Origin of the sequence: Halomonas sp. HG01 (assembly GCF_000968715.2) — a bacterium.
Classification (GTDB): Bacteria; Pseudomonadota; Gammaproteobacteria; order Pseudomonadales; family Halomonadaceae; genus Halomonas; species Halomonas halophila.
The window spans coordinates 955,626-972,776 of the sequence record NZ_CP022134.1 but is presented as its reverse complement, the minus strand read 5'-3'; the positions used below and the strand labels follow the sequence as shown (position 1 = coordinate 972,776).

Sequence of the window (17,151 nt, the reverse complement as noted above, 5' to 3'; positions counted from 1 at the left end):
CGGTCAGTTCGACACGGTCAGTTTGACGGGAAGTTGAACTGGGCGCTCTCCTGCTGGGAACGCTGCGGCCAGCGCTGGGACACGGCCTTGCGGCGAGTGTAGAAGCGCACCGCGTCGGGGCCGTAGGCGTGCAGGTCACCGAACAGCGATTCCTTCCAGCCGCCGAAGCTGTGGAAGGCCACCGGCACCGGCAGCGGCACGTTGATGCCGACCATGCCGACCTCGATGGCGTCGGCGAAACGGCGCCCGGCCTCGCCGTCACGGGTGAACACGCAGGTGCCGTTGCCGTACTGGTGGGCGTTGATCAGCGCGATGGCCTCCTCGAAGGTCTCGACGCGCACCACGCACAGCACCGGGCCGAAGATCTCGTCGCGGTAGATATCCATCGCCGGCGTCACCCGGTCGAACAGGGTCGCGCCCAGGAAGTAGCCCTTTGATCCCTCGACCAGCGGATGCTCACGGCCGTCGACCACCAGCTCGGCGCCGGCCTGCTCGCCACGCTCGATATAGCCGGCGACCCTGTCGCGGTGGCCGGCGTTGACCAGCGCGCCCATGTCCAGCCCCTTCTCGGTGCCGGGGCCGATCTTCAGGGTTCGGGCCTGATCGGCGAGCTTGCCGACCAGGGCATCGGCGGTCTCGTCGCCCACGCAGACCGCCACCGAGATCGCCATGCAGCGCTCGCCGGCGCTGCCGAAGGCCGCCCCGATCAGGGTGCTGGCGGCGTTGTCCAGGTCGGCGTCGGGCAGCACGATGGCGTGGTTCTTGGCCCCGCCCAAGGCCTGCACGCGCTTGCCGTTCTCGGCGCCGCGGCGATAGATGCTCCTGGCCACCGGCGTGGAGCCCACGAACGACAGCGCCTTCACGTCCGGCGCGTCGATCAGCGCCTCCACGGTCTCGCGGTCGCCGTGGACCACGCTGAAGAGACCGCGCGGCAGGCCGGCCTCGTCGAGCAGCTCGGCCATCTTGATCGCGGTCGAGGGCACCTGCTCCGAGGGCTTGAGGATGAAGGCGTTGCCGCAGGCGATGGCCATCGGATACATCCACAGCGGCACCATGGCCGGGAAGTTGAACGGCGTGATGCCGGCCACGATGCCCAGCGGCTGGTGGTTGGACCAGGTATCGATGCCCGGCCCGGCGTTGTGGGAGTACTCGCCCTTGAGCAGCTCCGGCACGCCGCAGGCGTACTCGACGTTCTCGATGCCGCGCTTGAGCTCGCCCATGGCGTCCTCGAGCACCTTGCCGTGCTCTTCGGCGACCAGCCGGCAGATCTCGTCGGCGTCGCGCTCGAGCAGCGTCTTGAAGCGGTACATCACCTGGGCGCGCTTGGCCGGCGGCAGATCGCGCCAGGCCGGCTGGGCCTCGCGAGCGGCCTCGATGGCGCGCGCCACGGTGGCGGTATCGCCCAGCGTCACGCGGCGCACGGCCTCGCCGGTGGCGGGGTTGAAGACGTCGAGCGTACGGTTGCCGGCCGGGCGCTCGCCGGCGATCCAGTGGTTCACCTGTGTCTGGGTCACGTCTGTCATGGGGTCTCTCTTGTTCAGTCACTCGGCGCGCGCTCGGATCGAGCGCGCGCCTTGCTTGATTCGGCGAATAGAAACGGTCGGGTTCCGCGGCCGGCCCGTCAGGGAGGCAATGTCGTCGCGCTTAGACTTCCCGGTCGAGCAGGGCCTCGTCGAACGGATAGCGCGACAGCTTCTCGATGCCGGTGTCGGTGACCAGCACCTCCTCCTCCAGCTTGACGCCGTCGGCGGCGCCGACCTCGCCGATGTAGCTCTCCACCGAGACGACCATGCCGGGCTCCAGGATGCCGTCCTTGGAGAAGCGGTCGAAGTCCATATGGTGGGCGACCAGCGGCGTCTCGCCGTGCATGCCCACGCCGTGGATGATCGAGGGATAGCGGCGGTCGAGGAAGCGCTCGGGAATCTTCCACGCCTGCTCGGCGATCTCGCGGTAGCTCATGCCCGGCTTGAGGATGCCCATGTTGTGGTGCACCTGGTCGTAGGCCATGCGGTAGAGGCTCTTCTGGTAGGCGCTCGGCTTGCCGGGCCCCACATGGAAGGTACGCGAGAAGTCGGAGTAGTAGCCGTGGCAGCCGATGGTATCGGTGTCCAGCGCCACCAGCTCGCCGGGGCGGATCACCCGGTCGCTGGCCTCGTTGAACCAGGGGTTGGTGCGCGGCCCGGAGGACAGCAGCCGGGTCTCGATGAACTCGCCGCCCTGGCGAATGACGTCGCCGTACATGATGGCGAACAGCTCGTTCTCGGTGACGCCGGGCTTGATGGCGGCCTCGACCTCGGCCACCGCGGCCTCGCTGCCGGCCATGGACTGGGCCAGGCAGGCGATCTCCTCGGGGGTCTTGATGCGCCGGCAGTGCAGGGTGTCCTGCATGCAGTCGAAGACCTCCAGCCCCTGGGCCTCCAGCGAGCGCGCCAGGTTCAGGGCGCAGCGATCCAGGCCGATCTTCTTGTTGCCGCGGCCGTGCTCCTCGATCAGCTCGGCGATCTCGACGCCGAAGGGATCGGAGGACAGGTTGTCGCGCTGGTTGACCGCCGACCACACCACCTTGGAGGTGCGCGACTCGTCGATGGTCTCCAGCCAAGTGGAGACGTGGGCGCTGCCCGGATACTCGAACAGGATCACCGGGCCTTCAAGCGGCACGTAGACGTAGCGGGTGGAGTTGCGCAGGAAGTAGCCGAACATGTTGCGCGAGCCGGTGGCATAGCGCTGGTTGTACGGGTCGAACAGCACCATGGCGGCATAGCCCTGCTCGGCCATCATCGCCCGCAGGCGCTCGAGGCGGCCGGCGCGCAGCTGCTTCGGGTCGAAGGCGGTGGGGATGCTGTCGCCGTTGGCCATGGGGGCCGAGGGAATCACCGGGATCTGGTCCGGTTCGTTGTCGGTCAGCTTCTCGAAATCCACGATGCTCATGTCAGGTCTCTCGGAGAGTCGTTATTGAGTGTCGGTCTGGATGGCGCCGGCCGGACCGGCGCCAGGGGCATGACGATCGGCAGGCGCGATCAGTCGACCAGGGCGTCGCTGCGCTGCATGCCCTCTTCGAGCAGCCGCTCGTGGACCGGCGCCATGCGGCCGAAGATGCGGCGGGCGCGCTCGGGGCGGCCGATGAAGCCCGGCTCCTTGGCGTAGGCGAAGATCACCGTGTGGCGCTCCTTGTCGCCCTCGACCGGGGTGACCCGGTGCAGAGAGTAGCGGCCGAAGAAGATCTGCAGATCGCCGGGCTGGAGATCCAGCGACTTGAGCCGCGAGCGGTCGCCGTCGATGACCTCCTCGACCTCGTCGAAGTTCTCGCCCTCGGGGCTGCGGATGCCCGGGGCATACTCGAATCGACCGCCGCCGTGGGACTGGCGGGTCATCATGGTGACGATGAACTCGTTGGTGTCGTAGTGCCACGGATGCTGGCAGCCCTCGCGCAGCACGTTGACCACCAGATCGGCCAGCGGATCGGCGTACTGGTGGATCTTCTCCATCCCGACCACAGTGGCGATGAAACGCTGGAAATCGGCGTTCTGGTAGACCTGGCGGATGATGGTGTCGCCGTCGATGCGGTCGCCGGCGACGAAGCCGTTGGTGCGGTCGCCGAAGCGGTTCATCGGGTGGCTGGCCGGCTTCGAGGGATCGGCGTCGCTGTTGTAGGGATTGGTCTCGGTCTGGTTGTAGTGCGCCTCGGGCGACAGGCGCTCTGTCTCGCGCTCTAGGCGCTCGAGCGCCTCGTCGGGCACGAAGTTCTTGAGCACCACGCAGCCGTCATCCTCCAGCTGGCGGCGGCAGCGATCGATCAGCGCACGTCCGGTGTCGCCGTCGAGATCGTCGAGGGGATAGCGTTGCAGATCGATGAGGCCGTCGAGGGCGTTGGCGGGGGTATCGACCGAGGGTTCCACAGGCATGGTTGTCTCCGCTGTCGTGTGCATGCTGGACAGCCTAGTGACGACATCCCCATAATAAAAATGAATCATTGAGATACAACCAATTTCAAAGGCTCATTAATCTATGGATACGGTACTGCTCCGCGCCTTCGTCACCGTGGCCGAGTGCCAGGGGTTCAGCGCCGCCGGCAAGGTGCTGCATCGCACCCAGTCGGCGGTGAGCCTGCAGATCAAGCGCCTCGAGGATCAGATGGGGCAGTCGCTGTTCGAGCGCACCAGCCGCAGCGTGCTGCTGACCCGCCACGGCGAGCGGCTGCTGCCCTATGCCCGGCACATGCTGACCCTCGAGGACGAGGCGCGTGAGGCCCTGGGCGAGCGCCAGCGCGGGGAGCTGATCCGCTTCGCCACCTCGGAGGAGCAGGCCAGCGCCTACCTGCCCGAGCTGCTGGAGCGTTACGCCCGGCGCTTTCCGGACACGCGCCTCAACATCACCTGCGACATGAGCGCGGCGCTGGTCGGCCAGTTTCAGGAGGGCCTGCTGGACGCGGTGCTGTCGATCCGCCACGTGCCGACGCAGTCTGGGCAGCTGCTGGGCTGGGAGCCAATGGTGTGGGTGGTCGCCGAGGACTGCCGGCTGGAGGACTGGGACGTGCTGCCGCTGGCGCTCAACCCGGAGGGCTGCACCTTCCGCGCCCATGCGCTGTCGGCGCTGGGCCGCGACGAGCGGCGCTGGGAGATCCGCTACGCCAGCACCTCGCCCACCGGCATCAACCTGCCGGTCCAGGCGGGCCTGGCGATGACGGTGAAGACGCCGCGCAGCGTGCCGGCGGGCTGCCGGATCGTCGGCGAGGCGGAGGGCCTGCCGGCGCTGGGACAGGTCGAGATCGAGCTGCATCGCCGCCCCGGGCACACCCGCGAGGCGCTGGACGCCTTCTGCGAGGAGCTCGAGCGCATCGTCACCGAAAACGGCGACATCGCCGCCCCCTTGTCGGGCGAGGCGACCGGCGAGGCCGCCAACGACTGAGCCCCGCCGGGGGCGGGGCTCGCAGGGTCGCTCAGAGGGCTCGGTTCAGCCGCGCTGGGCGGACAGGACTGCCGATCAGCCGGCTCGCTTCAGCCCCGCTGGTAGGTGCCGATCAGCCGGTTCATGCCCAGCAGGTGCGGCTCGAGCTGCTTGAGCAGCTCGGTCATGGAGAGCCCTTCCGGCAGCGCCGTGGGCTTGTCCAGCGCCAGCACCCAGAAGTAGTACAGATGCGTGCCGTGGCCTTCCGGCGGCATGGGGCCACCATAGCCGTTACGCTGGAAGTCGTTGTGCCCGCGAGTGCCAACGGTGGTGGCCTCCTCCAATGAGGTGGCGGAGCCCGGCAGGTTGTAGAGCAGCCAGTGCACGAATCCCTGCTGGCCGTGCTGCACCAGCGGCGCATCCGGATCGTGGCAGATCACCGCATAGCCCTTGGTGCCCTCCGGCGGGTTCTCCCAGGCCAGGGGCGGCGAAAGATCGTCACCGTCTGCCGCATGCCGGCCGGGCATCGCTTGAAAGTTCTCGAAGGCGGAGCTGGTCACCTGCATCTTCGAAAGGGCAAAGGCCATGGGACGTCCTCCCTGATGGGGTCGTGAATACCGAATTCAGCGTCGGCAAGGCGTTGGCGCCTGTCAACGCCGCTGTCCCCTGTATGATGGCGGGCCAGGCACTCTTCAACCCGGAAGCTCTAATGAAGCGACTGTTGATCGTGGCCCATGCGCCCTCCCCCAACACCCGCCGCCTGCGCGAAGCCGCCGAGCGTGGCGCCCGCCATCCCGATATCGAGGCGATCAACGTGGTCGTCAGGCCACCCCTCGAGGCCGGCCCGGACGACGTGCGCACCTGCGACGCCATCCTGCTCGGCACGCCCGAGAACCTCGGCACCATGAGCGGCGCCCTGAAGGACTTCTTCGACCGCAGCTACTACGCCGTGCTGGACGACACCCGCGGCCTGCCCTGCGCGCTCTACATCCGGGCCGGCCACGACGGCACCGGCACCCGGCGCGCCGTGGAAGGCATCGTCACCGGGCTCGGCTGGAAGTGGGCGCAGGCCCCACTGACGCTGCGCGGTGAGTGGCAGGACGCCTTCGAGGTCCAGGTGGAGGAGCTCGGCATGGCGATGGCGGCAGGGCTCGAGGCGGGCGTGCTGTGACATCTCGGCGCTTCATCCCGTACCGCTGCCGCAGGGCCAGAGCAGATTCAGCACCAGCAGCACGACGAACAAGGCCGCGAACTGGTTCACGAAGCGACGCCCTCTCGACGCTCCGGCCAGGGAGCCGCTGCGCTGCAGACCGAACAGCACGATCCCGATCAGCACGGCCGTCACCGGCAGATGGAGCGGATCGAGCATGGTCTCTTGCCCGACGGTTCGGCAACCAAAAGCGCTCGGCCGCCTAGGGATATCGAGAGACAACGCGATGAGGCGCCGCGTCTCTCTCGGCGGCCCGGAACGGGTGACCGACCGATGCTTTCAACAATGGCCATCCCTGGCCGATGTCCATCAGCATACGATCCCGAGAGGCGGTAGCGGCTGCCTGAGCGCGGGCCTTGGAAAACGGTCCTGGAGAACGCGGACCGGAACGGGGACTAGAGCGTATGCGGGGCCGTCATGGGGCTGTCATCGTCAGCCGTCAGGCTCGAGGATCTCTTTCCCATTGCAACGCGAGATCCCATGAAGCCCATCGCTCCCCTCCTGGTCGCCGCCGGCCTGCTGGCCGCGTCTTCCGTCCAGGCCCAGAACGTCTTCGACTATCCCCAAACCGAGGATGCCCCGGTCAGCTTCCACGTGGTCAACGAGATCCCGGCCGGCAGCTTCACCAAGTACGAGATCGATGCCGAACATGGCCAGCTGATCGTCGACCGCTACGTTTCCATGCCGGTCCGCTACCCGGCCAACTATGGTTCCATCACCAGCTCGGCCGGCGGCGACGGAGACCCGCTGGATGCACTGGTGCTGACCCGCGACGGCATCTATCCCGGCGCGGTCATCAAGGTCCGCGCCATCGGCGTGCTGCGCATGGTCGATGACGGCGAGGCAGACGACAAGATCATCGCGGTGCCCACCGACGACGTGGACCCGAGCTACGCCGACATCGATGGCATGGACGATCTCCCGGCCATGCAGGTCGAGCGGCTCAACGCCTTCTTCCGCGTCTACAAGAACCTGCCGGAGGGCGGCGACATCGAACTGAACGGCTTCGGTGACGCCAGTGAGGCCCGGGATATCCTGACCCGGGCCTTCGACGCCTACCAGGCCCAAGTGGCCGACTGATCGATCATCGCCGAGCCCTTCGACGGCGGCGCCCCAAGAGGCGCCGCCTGGCCTACACCAGCCCGCGCACGACCAGGAACAGCACCGTGGGCGCCAGCAGGATGCCGAGGCCGGTGTAGAAGGTCGCGGTCATGGCGCCGTAGGGCACCAGCCGTGCGTCGGTGGCGGCGAGCCCGGCGGCGACGCCGCTGGTAGTGCCGATCATGCCGCCGAAGATCATCGCCGAGCGCGGGTTGTCGAGCCCGATCCAGCGCGCGGCCATGGGCGTGGCGATCATGGTCAGGATCGACTTGACCAGCCCGGCGGCGATCGACAGCGCGATCACCTCGGAGCTCGCACCCAGCGTCGCCCCGGTGACGGGCCCGACGATGTAGGTCACGGCCCCCGCCCCGATGGTGGTGATCGCCACCGGATCGGTATAGCCGAAGCCGACCGCCACCAGCCCGCCGGCCACGAAGGACACCACCACCCCGGCGAACAGCGCCATCACACCGCGTACCCCGGCCTCGCGCACCTCGTCGAAGCGCACGCCATAGGCGGTGGCGATGATCGCCAGGTCACGCAGCATACCGCCGCCCATCAGCCCCAGGCCGGAGAACAGCGTGATGTCGGCGAGCCCGTCGGCGCCACCGGTGATCTTGCCCCCCGCGTAGGCCAGCGCCAGGCCAAGCATGATGGCGATCGCCGACCCGTGCAGCTTGCCGCGGGTGAAGCGCTCGCTGATCCAGTAGGCGAAATACATGGTGAGCCCGATGACGGCAAAGGCCGCCACCAGGTGATACTTGTCGACGAGATCATAGAGTGACTGCAGCATGGGACGCCCTCCTTAGCGATGGACCGCACGAGCCGGCTGGGCCCGGGCGTGCGAGGCGCTGGAGGAGGAGGCGCCGCGCTCGGCCCTCTCCCGCGACGGCTTGCCGGCGAACACCGGCACCATGGCCAGTCCCAGCACCACCGCCAGCGCGCCGGCCAGCAGCGCCACCGCCCCGCCGCTCAGGGCCGCGGCGACGTTCTGGCTGGCCGCCATGGCCACCACGATGGGGATATACATCGCATTCCAGAACTTGATGCCGCTGACCGTCGCCTCCGGCAGCTTGCCGCGGGTCTTGAGATAGCCCGTGGCGAAGATCAGCAGCAGCATCGCGATGCCCACCCCGCCGAGATTGGCCTCGATGCCGAGCAGGTGGCCCAGCACATCGCCCGTTGCCAGGCCCAGCATCATGCAGCCCGCCAGCAGGGCCACTCCGTAGATCACCATAGGTCAGGTCCTTCTTGTGATTGTCGTTATTCGAGCCTCGGGACATCCCGAGCGTCAGCGTGCTCCCGGCCGCGTCTCCGCGCCGCCTGGGGCCCGGCCATGAGGCCGGGCATGGTGCTCCTTCATCCTGCCGTTACTCTTTCACCCTGCCGTGGCAGCCGCCTCCTTCACGGCGTAGAGATCGGCATAGGCGTCGCGCAGCTGGTTCTTCTGCACCTTGCCCATCACGTTGCGCGGCAGCGCCTCGATGGTGAATACCCGCTTGGGCTGCTTGTAGCGCGCCAGCCGGTCGGCGAGCGCCGCCTGAACGGCCGCCTCGTCGGGGGCGGCCTCGCCCTCGCGGGCCACGATCACCGCGGTGACGCCCTCGCCGAGGTCCGGATGCCGGACGCCGAACACCGCGGACTCGGCGACGCCCGGCAGCTCGTCGATCAGCTGCTCGACCTCCTTCGGATAGACGTTGTAGCCGCCGGAGATCACCAGATCCTTGTCGCGGCCGACGATGTGCAGGTAGCCGTCGTCGTCGATTCGCCCCAGGTCGCCGGTGATGAAGAAGCCGTCGTCGCGGAACTCGCTGCGGGTCTTCTCCGGCATCTGCCAGTAGCCCCGGAAGACGTTGTCGCCGCGTACCTCCACCAGCCCGGTCTCGCCGCGGGGCAGCTCGGCGCCGCTGTCGCGGTCGGTGATGCGCACCTCGCTGCCCGGCAGCGGGAAGCCGACCGTGCCGGGGCGCCGCTCGCCGTCGTAGGGATTGGAGGTGTTCATGTTGGTCTCGGTCATGCCATAGCGTTCGAGGATGACATGGCCGGTGCGCTCTCGGAATTGATCATGAGTCTCAGCCAGCAGCGGCGCCGAGCCGGAGACGAACAGCCGCATGTTGGCCACGACCTCGCGATCCAGCCGCGGCGACTGCAGCAGCCGGGTGTAGAAGGTCGGCACGCCCATCAGCACCGTGGCCCGGGGCATCAGGTCGAGCAGCTGCTCGACGTCGAGCCTGGGCAGGAAGGTCATCGAGGCGCCCACCGTGAGCACGATGTTGCAGGCCACGAACAGCCCGTGGGTATGGAAGATCGGCAGCGCATGCAGCAGGTGGTCGTCGGCGGTGAAACGCCAGGCCTCGGCCAGCGCCCGGCTGTTGGAGGCCAGGTTGGCGTGGCTGAGCATCGCCCCCTTGGAACGCCCGGTGGTGCCGGAGGTGTAGAGGATCGCCGCCAGGTCATCGGCCTCGAGGCAGGCGATCTCGGTCATCGGCTCCGCGTCGGCGGCACGCTCCATCAGGCTGCCGTCGCCGGCCGTGCCCAGGCTCTCCACGTGAACCACCAACCCCTCCTGGTAGAAGCGGTTGGCGTCCGACGCCCGCGACGCCGGGCACACGTAGAGCTGCGGCGCGGCGTCGCCCAGGAAGAACTCGATCTCGGCGCCGGTATAGCCGGTGTTGAGCGGCAGGTAGACCGCACCGGCCTGCAGGCAGGCCAGGTAGAGCATGATCGCCTCGGGGCTCTTGTCGACCTGCACCGCCACCCGGTCGCCGGGCTGCACGTCGAGGGACTGCAGCACCCCGGCCAGGCGCTGCGAGGTCTCGAGCATCTCGGCATACGAGTAGCGCCGCCCCTCGGGGGTATCGATCAGCGTCTTGTCCGGCGTCTGGCGAAAGTGGGCCTCGAACTGCAGGAACAGATTGTGATTGTGCATGGCAGTCGTCCTCGTGATCGTGGGGAAATCGGGGGAATCAGGCATCGGCCGGCGCGGCCAGCAGCGGCTGGGCACGCCTGGCCTGGCGCTGGATGTCGCCGGCGCAGACCACGCTGCCCTCGCGGCTGTAGGCCTCGTGGTTCTGCTCGATGCGGTCCGGCTCGTAGCGGTAGTTGACCATCAGGCCATGGGCCTGACGGCAGCCCTTGGCGGAGATGTCGGCGGGCCAGTTCAGGCGGTGCAGGCTCGCCCCGTTGCCCAGGTGGAAGCGCGCCACCGGATCGCGGGGCAGGCCGTGGCGCTGCTTGGCCTCGGTGAGATAGTGGGCGGCCAGCGCCGTGAGCTCGGGCTCGAGCGCCTCCCTGGCCGCCGGGTCGTCGCGCCAGGCGGTGGCGTCGAGGGCATCGGCGGCCTCGGACGACAGCCGGCACTCGCCGGCCTCGCGCCGCTCCGCCAGCCATTTGGCGAAGCCCGGCACCGGCGACAGGGTCACGAAGTTGGCGAGCTCGGGCAGCTCGCGCTGGAGCTCCTGCACCACCTGCTTGATCAGGAAGTTGCCGAAGGAAATGCCCTTCAGGCCGGCCTGGCAGTTGCTGATGCTGTAGAACACCGCGGTGTCGGCGTCCTGGGGCGCCACCTCGTCGCCGCCGGCCAGCAGCGTCTGGATATTGCCGGGAATGCCGCGACACAGCGCCACCTCGACGAAGATCAGCGGCTCGTCGCCGATGGCCGGATGGAAGAAGGCGTAGCAGCGCCGGTCCTCGGGGTCGAGGCGCCGACGCAGATCGTTCCAGTCCTGAATCTCGTGCACCGCCTCGTAGCGGATCAGCTTCTCGAGCACCGCCGCCGGGGTGTTCCAGTCGATGCTCCTGAGCACCAAGAAGCCGCGGTTGAACCAGGACGCGAACAGGTGCGCAAAGTCCTCGTCGAGACCGGCCAGCGCCGGCGCCTCGCCGAGATGCCCCAGCAGGTCGGCGCGCATCTTGACCAGCTCGAAGGTGCCGCCGGGGCACAGGTTGAGGCGGCGCAGCAGCTCCTGGCGCGGCGGCTCGCAGGCCTCGATCAGCGCCCTCAGACCGGCCTCGTCCTCGCCCTCGCGATAGGCCGAGTAGGCGGCATGGATCGCCTCGGGGCGCGCGCCGTGGCGCTCGGCGAGCCGGGCCAGGAAGTCACGGCGCGCCTCCGCATCCAGGGCGGCATAGCCGCTGAGCACCCGCTGGGCGACCAGGATCTGCGAGGCTTCGCCGCCGCCTCCGGCCAGCAGGGCGTCGCAGGCCGAGGTGAGCTCACCGACGCCGCATGGCGCCGCCTCACGTCCACGCCGCGGGGAGCGTTCGCCGCCCGGGCGCTGGCGGGCCCGACGGGCCACGCTCGACAGCAGGCCTTCCAGGAAATCCATGTTCATCTTCATGCCGCGTCCTCCAGAGACCAGAGCCGTGCTTGCGGTGGCGTTGATTCGGCACATGGAATACATGACGCCGAGTTGTTATATATAACAGGTAGGTCCAAGATATAGTTGTGTCAAGCGGGAGGACAGCAAATGAGCAAGGTTTCCCAGGCGCAGCGACTGCGCGACCTGCTGGAAGACGCCATCATCAAGGGACGCTACCCGCCCGGAGCGCGCCTCGATCCGGAGGCGCTGGAGCGGGAGTACGACTGCTCGCGCACGCCGGTCCGCGAGGCGATCCAGCAGCTGGCGATGTCGGGCATGGTGAAGGTGGTGCCGAAGCGCGGCACCTTCGTGACCCAGCTCAGCGTGGCCGAGCTGGTGGAGCGGTTCGAGGTGATGGCCGAACTGGAAGGCATGTGCGCGCGGCTGGCGGCGCGACGCATCGGCGCCGAGGAACTGGAGGCGCTGCGCGAGGCCCACGAGGCCTGCCGGCGCATGGCCGAGGCCGGCGATGCCAACGGCTACTACTACGAGAACAGCGTCTTCCACCAGCGCATCTACGAGGCCAGCCACAACACCTTCCTGGCCCAGGAGGCCACGCGACTGCACGCGGTACTGCAGCCCTACCGGCGCATGCAGCTGCACCTGCGCCACCGTCCGGAGCGCTCGCTGGCGGAGCACGAGGCGGTGCTGGACGCCATCGCCGCCGGCGACGAGCGGCGCGCCGAGGCCGAGATCGAGTCCCACGTCCAGGTCCAGGGCGAGCGCTTCAATGACCTGGTCGCCTCGGTGCAGCAGCTCCAGCAGACCGGCAACGACTGAGCAAAAACGACGACGGCACCCCGCAGGGTGCCGTCGTCATGGAGAGCCACTTCGCGGAAGCGCTGCCGTCGTCAGCGGAGGCGCTCGAACACCGTGGCCACGCCCTGCCCCATGCCGATGCACATGGTAGCGAGGCCGAGACGGGTATCGCGCTCGCGCATCACGTTGAGCAGAGTGGTGCAGATGCGCGCCCCGGAACAGCCCAGCGGATGGCCCAGGGCGATGGCGCCGCCGTGCAGGTTGACCGCCTCGTCCATGCGGTCGCGCAGGCCCAGGTCCTTGAGCACCGGCAGCGACTGAGCGGCGAAGGCCTCGTTGAGTTCCACGGTCTGGATATCGTCCATGGTAAGCCCCGCCGCCTTCAGCGCCTTCTTCGAGGCCGGCACCGGACCGTAGCCCATGATCGAGGCGTCGCAGCCCGCCACCCCGGTGGAGAGCACTCGGGCGATGGGCTCGAGGCCCAACGCCTCGGCGCGCTCGGCGCTCATCACCGCCATGCCGCTGGCACCCACCGACAGCGCCGAGGAGGTGCCGGCGGTGACGGTGCCGTTCTTCGGGTCGAAGGCCGGCTTGAGCTCGGCCATCGCATCGAGGCTGGCGTCGTCGCGGATCACCTCGTCACGGTCGACCCGCACCCGGTAGCCGCGCGCGTCGTGGCCCTCGACGCCGACGATCTCGCGGTCGAAGCCGCCACCTTCCCGGGCCTCCCTGGCCAGCCGGTGGGAGCGCACGCCGAAGGCGTCCTGATCCTCGCGCGAAATGCCATGCATCTTGCCCAACAGCTCGGCGGTCAGGCCCATCATCATCGCCGCCTTGGCAGCGTGCTTGCTGGCCGCCGGATTGACGTCGATGCCATGGGTCATGGGCACGTGCTCCATGTGCTCGACACCGCCGATCACGTAGACGTCGCCCATGCCGGCGCGGATGTTGGCCGCGGCGATGTGCAGCGCGCTCATCGAGGAGCCGCACAGCCGGTTGACGGTCTGGGCGGGCACGCTGCGCGGGATGCCGGTCATGATCGCCGCGTTACGGGCGATGTTCATGGCCTGCTCCAGGGTCTGGTTCACGCAGCCCCAGATGACGTCGTCGACCTCTTTCGGGTCGAGCCCCGGGTGGCGGTCGAACAGCGCCTGCATGACGGCGGCGGACAGGTTCTCGGCGCGCACGTGGCGGAAGGCGCCGTTCCTGGCCCGGGCCATGGCGGTGCGCACGCCGTCGACCACCACGATGTCTCTCGGATGCAAACTCATCGATACTGTCTCCCTGTGAATCAGGCCGGGTCGGCGTCGCGGTGAAAGCGCTGGCCGCTGCGCGCCATCTCGCGCAGCCCGTCGGTGGGCGCGTAGAGCGGCCCCAGCTCGGCGGCGAGCTCGTCCGCCTGGGCGACGAAGGCCTCCGCCCCCATGGCATCGATGTAGCGCAGCGCCCCGCCGCGGAACGGCGGGAAGCCGATGCCGTAGATCAGCGCCATGTCGGCCTCGGCGGCACTGCCGACGATGCCGTCCTCGAGGCAGCGCACCGCCTCCAGGCACAGCGGCACCATCATCCGCGCGATGATCGCCTCGTCGGAGAACTCCCGCTCGCCCTCGGCCACCTGCCGCACCAGCGCCAGCGCCTCGTCGTCCTCGACCTTCTGGGGCTTGCCCTTCCTGTCTTCCTCGTAGGCGTAGAAGCCCTTGCCATTCTTCTGGCCGAGGCGCTCGTGCTCGACCATCAGCGGGATCACGCCGCCACTCATCTCGCCCATGCGCTCGGGGAAGCCTTCGGCCATCACCTCGCCGGCGTGCAGCGCGGTATCCATGCCCACCACATCGAGCAGGTAGGCCGGCCCCATCGGCCAGCCGAAGCGCTCCATCACCTTGTCGACCCGGCGGAAGTCGGCGCCCTGGGCCACCAGGGCGCTGAAGCCGCCGAAGTAGGGGAACAGGATGCGGTTGACCAGAAACCCCGGGCAATCGTTGACCACGATCGGCGTCTTGCCCATCTGGCGGGCGTAGGCGACGGTGGCCGCCACGGCGGCGTCACCGGTCTTCTCGCCGCGGATCACCTCCACCAGCGGCATGCGGTGCACCGGGTTGAAGAAGTGCATGCCGCAGAACTGCTCGGGGCGCTTCAGGTGCTCGGCCAGCCGGGTGATGGAGATGGTCGAGGTATTGGAGGCGAGGATGGCATCGTCACCCAGCGCCGCCTCGGCCTCGGCCAGCACCGCGCCCTTGACCTTGGGGTTCTCCACCACGGCCTCGACCACCAGGTCGACCTCGCCGAAGTCGCCGTAGGACAGCGTCGGGCGAATGTGAGTCAGCCGCTCGGCCATCTGCTCGGTGGTAAGTTTCTTTCGCTCGACCTGCTTGGCGAACAGCTTGCGGGCCTCCTTGAGGCCGAGGTCGATGGCCTCGGCCTTGATGTCCTTCATCAGGATCGGCGTGCCCTTGGAGGCGCTCTGGTAGGCGATGCCGCCGCCCATGATGCCGGCGCCCAGCACCGCGGCCCGCTCGACGGGGCGCGCCTGCTTGGCATAGCGACCGCCGGCCTTCTTGACCGCCTGGTCGTTGAGGAACAGCCCCACCAGGTTGTAGCAGACGTCGGTCTTCGCCAGTTTGGCGAAGGACGCGGCCTCGATCGCCTGGGCGCGCTCGCGGGTCTCGCCGGCGCCCTTCTGGATCACCTTGATCGCCTCGATCGGCGCCGGGTAGTGCGGCCCGGCCTTGCCGGCCACGTAGCCCTTGGCGGTCTCGAAGACCATCATCTGCTCGATGGCGTCGAGCCCGAGGGGCGAACGCTTCTCGGTGCGCCGGGCCTCGTGGTCGAGCTCGCCGCGGCGGGCGCGATCGAGCAGATCGCGGGCCGCCTCCTGCAGCGACTCGCCGGGCACCACGGCATCCACGGCACCCATACGAAGCGCCTCGTCGGCCTTGTTCTGGGTCCCGCCGGCGATCCACTCGATGGCGTTGTCGGCACCGATCAGTCGCGGCAGTCGCACGCAGCCACCCCAGCCCGGCAGGATGCCCAGCTTGGTTTCCGGCAGGCCGAGCTGGGCCGAATCGCTCATCACCCGAAAGTCGGTGGTCAAGGCCAGCTCGCAGCCGCCACCCAGCGCCAGGCCGTTGAGGGCGGTGACGGTGGGAAACGGCAGATCCTCGATGGCATTGAAGATGCTGTGCACCCGCTCGAGCATGGTACGGATCTCGTCTTCCCCGCGCTCGAACATGCCATGGAACTCGGTGATGTCGGCGCCAACGACGAAGGCCTCCTTGGCGCTGGTCACGATCAGCCCTTCGAGGCCGGATTCGGCGCGGAGCGCCTCCACCGCCTCGGCGAGCTCGCCGACCACCGTCGACGACAGGGTGTTGACCGACTCGTCGCGGTGGTCGAGGGTCAGGGTGGCGACGGCGTCATCGTCGCGCGCCACGGTGATGGCATTGCCTTGGTAGATCATCCACGAATCTCCGTGCAGAAATTCATACGGCCGTTTGATTCCATCAGCTTGGGCCAGTCCACGAGGAGCGTCAAGCCCTGTTCGAGGCGATCGGCGTCGCTTCCCGGCGACTCCCGCCACCGGCGGCACCCTGCTAGGATGCGCCCATGACTGCCGACCGCCTGCCACCGCCCCCCGATTCCCGTGCCTCCCGCCTCGAGGGCTGGCACCACCGCTTCACCCGCGTGGCGGAACGCGCCCGCCGCTGGCACTGGCTGTGGCCGCCGGTGGCTTTCGCGGCCGGCGCGGCGAGCTTCTTCCTGGTGGAGCGCCAGCAGTGGCTGGGGGCCGCCCTGGCGCTCGGCATGCTGGTGGCCTGGGTGCTGCTGCTCACGGAGAGTCTGATCGCCCGCTGGCTGACCCACCGGGGCTATCCCGCCCTGCCGCGCGGCATCACCACCTTCATCGCCCAGATGGTCCACCAGGAGACACTGTTCTTCACCCTGCCGTTCCTGCTGGCGACGACCGTCTGGACCAGCGGCCAGGCGCTGTTCACGGCGCTGATGGTGGGGCTCGCGCTGCTGTCGATCCTCGACCCGCTCTACTACCGCCTGGCCGCCCGCCACCGCTGGCTCTACTTCGCCTTCCACGCCCAGTGCGTGTTCCTGGTGGTGCTGGTGACGCTGCCGACGGTGCTGCACCTGACCACCGGCGAGAGCCTGATCATCGCGCTGATCGCCATGATGGTCTTCAGCCTGCCGAGCCTGATGCAGCTGCTGCGGCCGATGAACACCGCCCGCTGGCTGGCCATGCTGGTGCTGCTGCCGCTGCTGGCCGGCCTCGGCTGGCTGGGACGCGCCTGGGTGCCGCCGGCCAGCCTGTGGCTCTCGGGCCATGCGCTGTCGCCCGGCTTCGACGAACAGACCCGCACGCCAGAGGGCGGCCTGCGGCTCACCCCGCAGGCGCTGGCCGCTCACGGGCTCTACGCCTACACGGCGATTCACGCCCCGCGGGGCCTGGAGGAGAAGGTCGTGCACGAATGGCGTCATGACGGCCGGCTGATCGATCGCATCCCGCTGCAGATTCAGGGCGGCCGCGAGGCAGGCTACCGGGCCTGGACGCACAAGCGTCACTTCCCGAAGGAAGCATCGGGCCGCTGGCGAGTGGACGTGATGACCGCCAGCGGCCAGCGGATCGGCGTGCTGCGTTTCCGGGTCAGCGACACGCCGGAACAGGCGACCTTAGCCGATGGTCGTATCCGCCTGCCGGTCGGGCTGCCGGGGCTCGACCTGCGGCGCCTCATCGCCCGGCCGGCGGAAGCACCGTAGAGTGCTAACGGCTTGCATTACACTCCGGAGCTCCGGACAATCCCATCAGATTCATCGTTTGTGCAGACACTC

Annotated in this window: 16 protein-coding genes; 5 read left to right on the top strand and 11 right to left on the bottom strand. The window is 68.6% G+C overall.

Annotated elements, in window-relative coordinates:
* Positions 1–17 precede the first annotated feature (17 nt).
* The 3 genes from UN84_RS04450 to UN84_RS04440 form a co-directional block, all read right to left on the bottom strand.
* Positions 18–1,523: a CoA-acylating methylmalonate-semialdehyde dehydrogenase gene (locus UN84_RS04450; protein ID WP_046077849.1), complete on the bottom strand. Its 1,506-nt coding sequence runs from the start codon at positions 1,521–1,523 to the stop codon at positions 18–20.
* Between the two features lie 121 nt (positions 1,524–1,644).
* Positions 1,645–2,928, bottom strand: a complete 1,284-nt coding sequence (locus UN84_RS04445; RefSeq protein ID WP_046077848.1) for a M24 family metallopeptidase — start codon at positions 2,926–2,928, stop codon at positions 1,645–1,647.
* Positions 2,929–3,017: 89 nt separating this feature from the next.
* Entirely contained in the window at positions 3,018–3,902 is an 885-nt protein-coding gene (locus UN84_RS04440) for a HalD/BesD family halogenase (protein WP_046077847.1), read from the bottom strand.
* 103 nt (positions 3,903–4,005) lie between these two features.
* Here UN84_RS04440 and UN84_RS04435 point away from each other — a divergent pair, with 103 nt between their 5' ends.
* Complete coding sequence (locus tag UN84_RS04435; protein WP_046077846.1) at positions 4,006–4,905, top strand: LysR family transcriptional regulator; 900 nt, start codon at positions 4,006–4,008, stop codon at positions 4,903–4,905.
* A gap of 89 nt (positions 4,906–4,994) precedes the next feature.
* Here UN84_RS04435 and UN84_RS04430 read toward each other — a convergent pair whose 3' ends face one another.
* Positions 4,995–5,471, bottom strand: a complete 477-nt coding sequence (locus UN84_RS04430) for a YbhB/YbcL family Raf kinase inhibitor-like protein (protein WP_046077845.1) — start codon at positions 5,469–5,471, stop codon at positions 4,995–4,997.
* Between the two features lie 122 nt (positions 5,472–5,593).
* Here UN84_RS04430 and UN84_RS04425 point away from each other — a divergent pair, with 122 nt between their 5' ends.
* Complete coding sequence (locus UN84_RS04425; protein ID WP_046077844.1) at positions 5,594–6,055, top strand: flavodoxin family protein; 462 nt, start codon at positions 5,594–5,596, stop codon at positions 6,053–6,055.
* Positions 6,056–6,067: 12 nt separating this feature from the next.
* On the opposite strand, the gene UN84_RS04420 is transcribed toward UN84_RS04425, so the two are convergent.
* The gene (locus UN84_RS04420) at positions 6,068–6,253 is read right to left on the bottom strand and encodes a hypothetical protein (RefSeq protein ID WP_046077843.1); all 186 of its coding nucleotides are present in this window, start codon (positions 6,251–6,253) and stop codon (positions 6,068–6,070) included.
* Positions 6,254–6,574: 321 nt separating this feature from the next.
* Here UN84_RS04420 and UN84_RS04415 point away from each other — a divergent pair, with 321 nt between their 5' ends.
* The gene (locus tag UN84_RS04415; protein WP_046077842.1) at positions 6,575–7,174 is read left to right on the top strand and encodes an inorganic diphosphatase; all 600 of its coding nucleotides are present in this window, start codon (positions 6,575–6,577) and stop codon (positions 7,172–7,174) included.
* Positions 7,175–7,226: 52 nt separating this feature from the next.
* Here the strand turns inward: UN84_RS04415 and madM are convergent, their stop codons facing one another.
* From madM to UN84_RS04395, 4 genes are all read right to left on the bottom strand, one after another.
* Positions 7,227–7,988 (bottom strand): malonate transporter subunit MadM, encoded by a 762-nt coding sequence (gene madM / locus UN84_RS04410; protein WP_046077841.1) that lies wholly within the window; start codon positions 7,986–7,988, stop codon positions 7,227–7,229.
* Positions 7,989–8,000: 12 nt separating this feature from the next.
* Positions 8,001–8,432 (bottom strand): malonate transporter subunit MadL, encoded by a 432-nt coding sequence (madL, locus tag UN84_RS04405; RefSeq protein WP_046077840.1) that lies wholly within the window; start codon positions 8,430–8,432, stop codon positions 8,001–8,003.
* A 141-nt stretch (positions 8,433–8,573) separates the two neighbouring features.
* Positions 8,574–10,124 (bottom strand): malonate--CoA ligase, encoded by a 1,551-nt coding sequence (locus tag UN84_RS04400; RefSeq protein ID WP_046077839.1) that lies wholly within the window; start codon positions 10,122–10,124, stop codon positions 8,574–8,576.
* Positions 10,125–10,161: 37 nt separating this feature from the next.
* On the bottom strand, positions 10,162–11,529 hold the full coding sequence (locus tag UN84_RS04395) for a malonyl-CoA decarboxylase (RefSeq protein ID WP_046077867.1): 1,368 nt from the start codon (positions 11,527–11,529) through the stop codon (positions 10,162–10,164).
* Positions 11,530–11,664: 135 nt separating this feature from the next.
* Here UN84_RS04395 and UN84_RS04390 point away from each other — a divergent pair, with 135 nt between their 5' ends.
* Complete coding sequence (locus UN84_RS04390; RefSeq protein ID WP_046077838.1) at positions 11,665–12,336, top strand: GntR family transcriptional regulator; 672 nt, start codon at positions 11,665–11,667, stop codon at positions 12,334–12,336.
* Positions 12,337–12,407: 71 nt separating this feature from the next.
* On the opposite strand, the gene fadA is transcribed toward UN84_RS04390, so the two are convergent.
* Complete coding sequence (fadA, locus tag UN84_RS04385) at positions 12,408–13,586, bottom strand: acetyl-CoA C-acyltransferase FadA (protein WP_046077837.1); 1,179 nt, start codon at positions 13,584–13,586, stop codon at positions 12,408–12,410.
* A 20-nt stretch (positions 13,587–13,606) separates the two neighbouring features.
* Complete coding sequence (gene fadB, locus UN84_RS04380) at positions 13,607–15,772, bottom strand: fatty acid oxidation complex subunit alpha FadB (RefSeq protein WP_046077836.1); 2,166 nt, start codon at positions 15,770–15,772, stop codon at positions 13,607–13,609.
* A gap of 146 nt (positions 15,773–15,918) precedes the next feature.
* On the opposite strand from fadB, the gene UN84_RS04375 reads away from it, so the two are divergent.
* Positions 15,919–17,079, top strand: a complete 1,161-nt coding sequence (locus UN84_RS04375; RefSeq protein WP_046077835.1) for a DUF5924 family protein — start codon at positions 15,919–15,921, stop codon at positions 17,077–17,079.
* Positions 17,080–17,151: the final 72 nt, after the last annotated feature.

Excerpts from the sequence above, each read along its gene's own strand:
- UN84_RS04450 (WP_046077849.1), bottom strand. The coding sequence starts at position 1,523 with ATGACAGACGTGACCCAGACACAGGTGAACCACTGGATCGCCGGCGAG.
- UN84_RS04445 (WP_046077848.1), bottom strand. The coding sequence starts at position 2,928 with ATGAGCATCGTGGATTTCGAGAAGCTGACCGACAACGAACCGGACCAG.
- UN84_RS04440 (WP_046077847.1), bottom strand. The coding sequence starts at position 3,902 with ATGCCTGTGGAACCCTCGGTCGATACCCCCGCCAACGCCCTCGACGGC.
- UN84_RS04435 (WP_046077846.1), top strand. The coding sequence starts at position 4,006 with ATGGATACGGTACTGCTCCGCGCCTTCGTCACCGTGGCCGAGTGCCAG.
- UN84_RS04430 (WP_046077845.1), bottom strand. The coding sequence starts at position 5,471 with ATGGCCTTTGCCCTTTCGAAGATGCAGGTGACCAGCTCCGCCTTCGAG.
- UN84_RS04425 (WP_046077844.1), top strand. The coding sequence starts at position 5,594 with ATGAAGCGACTGTTGATCGTGGCCCATGCGCCCTCCCCCAACACCCGC.
- UN84_RS04420 (WP_046077843.1), bottom strand. The coding sequence starts at position 6,253 with ATGCTCGATCCGCTCCATCTGCCGGTGACGGCCGTGCTGATCGGGATC.
- UN84_RS04415 (WP_046077842.1), top strand. The coding sequence starts at position 6,575 with ATGAAGCCCATCGCTCCCCTCCTGGTCGCCGCCGGCCTGCTGGCCGCG.
- madM (WP_046077841.1), bottom strand. The coding sequence starts at position 7,988 with ATGCTGCAGTCACTCTATGATCTCGTCGACAAGTATCACCTGGTGGCG.
- madL (WP_046077840.1), bottom strand. The coding sequence starts at position 8,432 with ATGGTGATCTACGGAGTGGCCCTGCTGGCGGGCTGCATGATGCTGGGC.
- UN84_RS04400 (WP_046077839.1), bottom strand. The coding sequence starts at position 10,124 with ATGCACAATCACAATCTGTTCCTGCAGTTCGAGGCCCACTTTCGCCAG.
- UN84_RS04395 (WP_046077867.1), bottom strand. The coding sequence starts at position 11,529 with ATGAACATGGATTTCCTGGAAGGCCTGCTGTCGAGCGTGGCCCGTCGG.
- UN84_RS04390 (WP_046077838.1), top strand. The coding sequence starts at position 11,665 with ATGAGCAAGGTTTCCCAGGCGCAGCGACTGCGCGACCTGCTGGAAGAC.
- fadA (WP_046077837.1), bottom strand. The coding sequence starts at position 13,586 with ATGAGTTTGCATCCGAGAGACATCGTGGTGGTCGACGGCGTGCGCACC.
- fadB (WP_046077836.1), bottom strand. The coding sequence starts at position 15,772 with ATGATCTACCAAGGCAATGCCATCACCGTGGCGCGCGACGATGACGCC.
- UN84_RS04375 (WP_046077835.1), top strand. The coding sequence starts at position 15,919 with ATGACTGCCGACCGCCTGCCACCGCCCCCCGATTCCCGTGCCTCCCGC.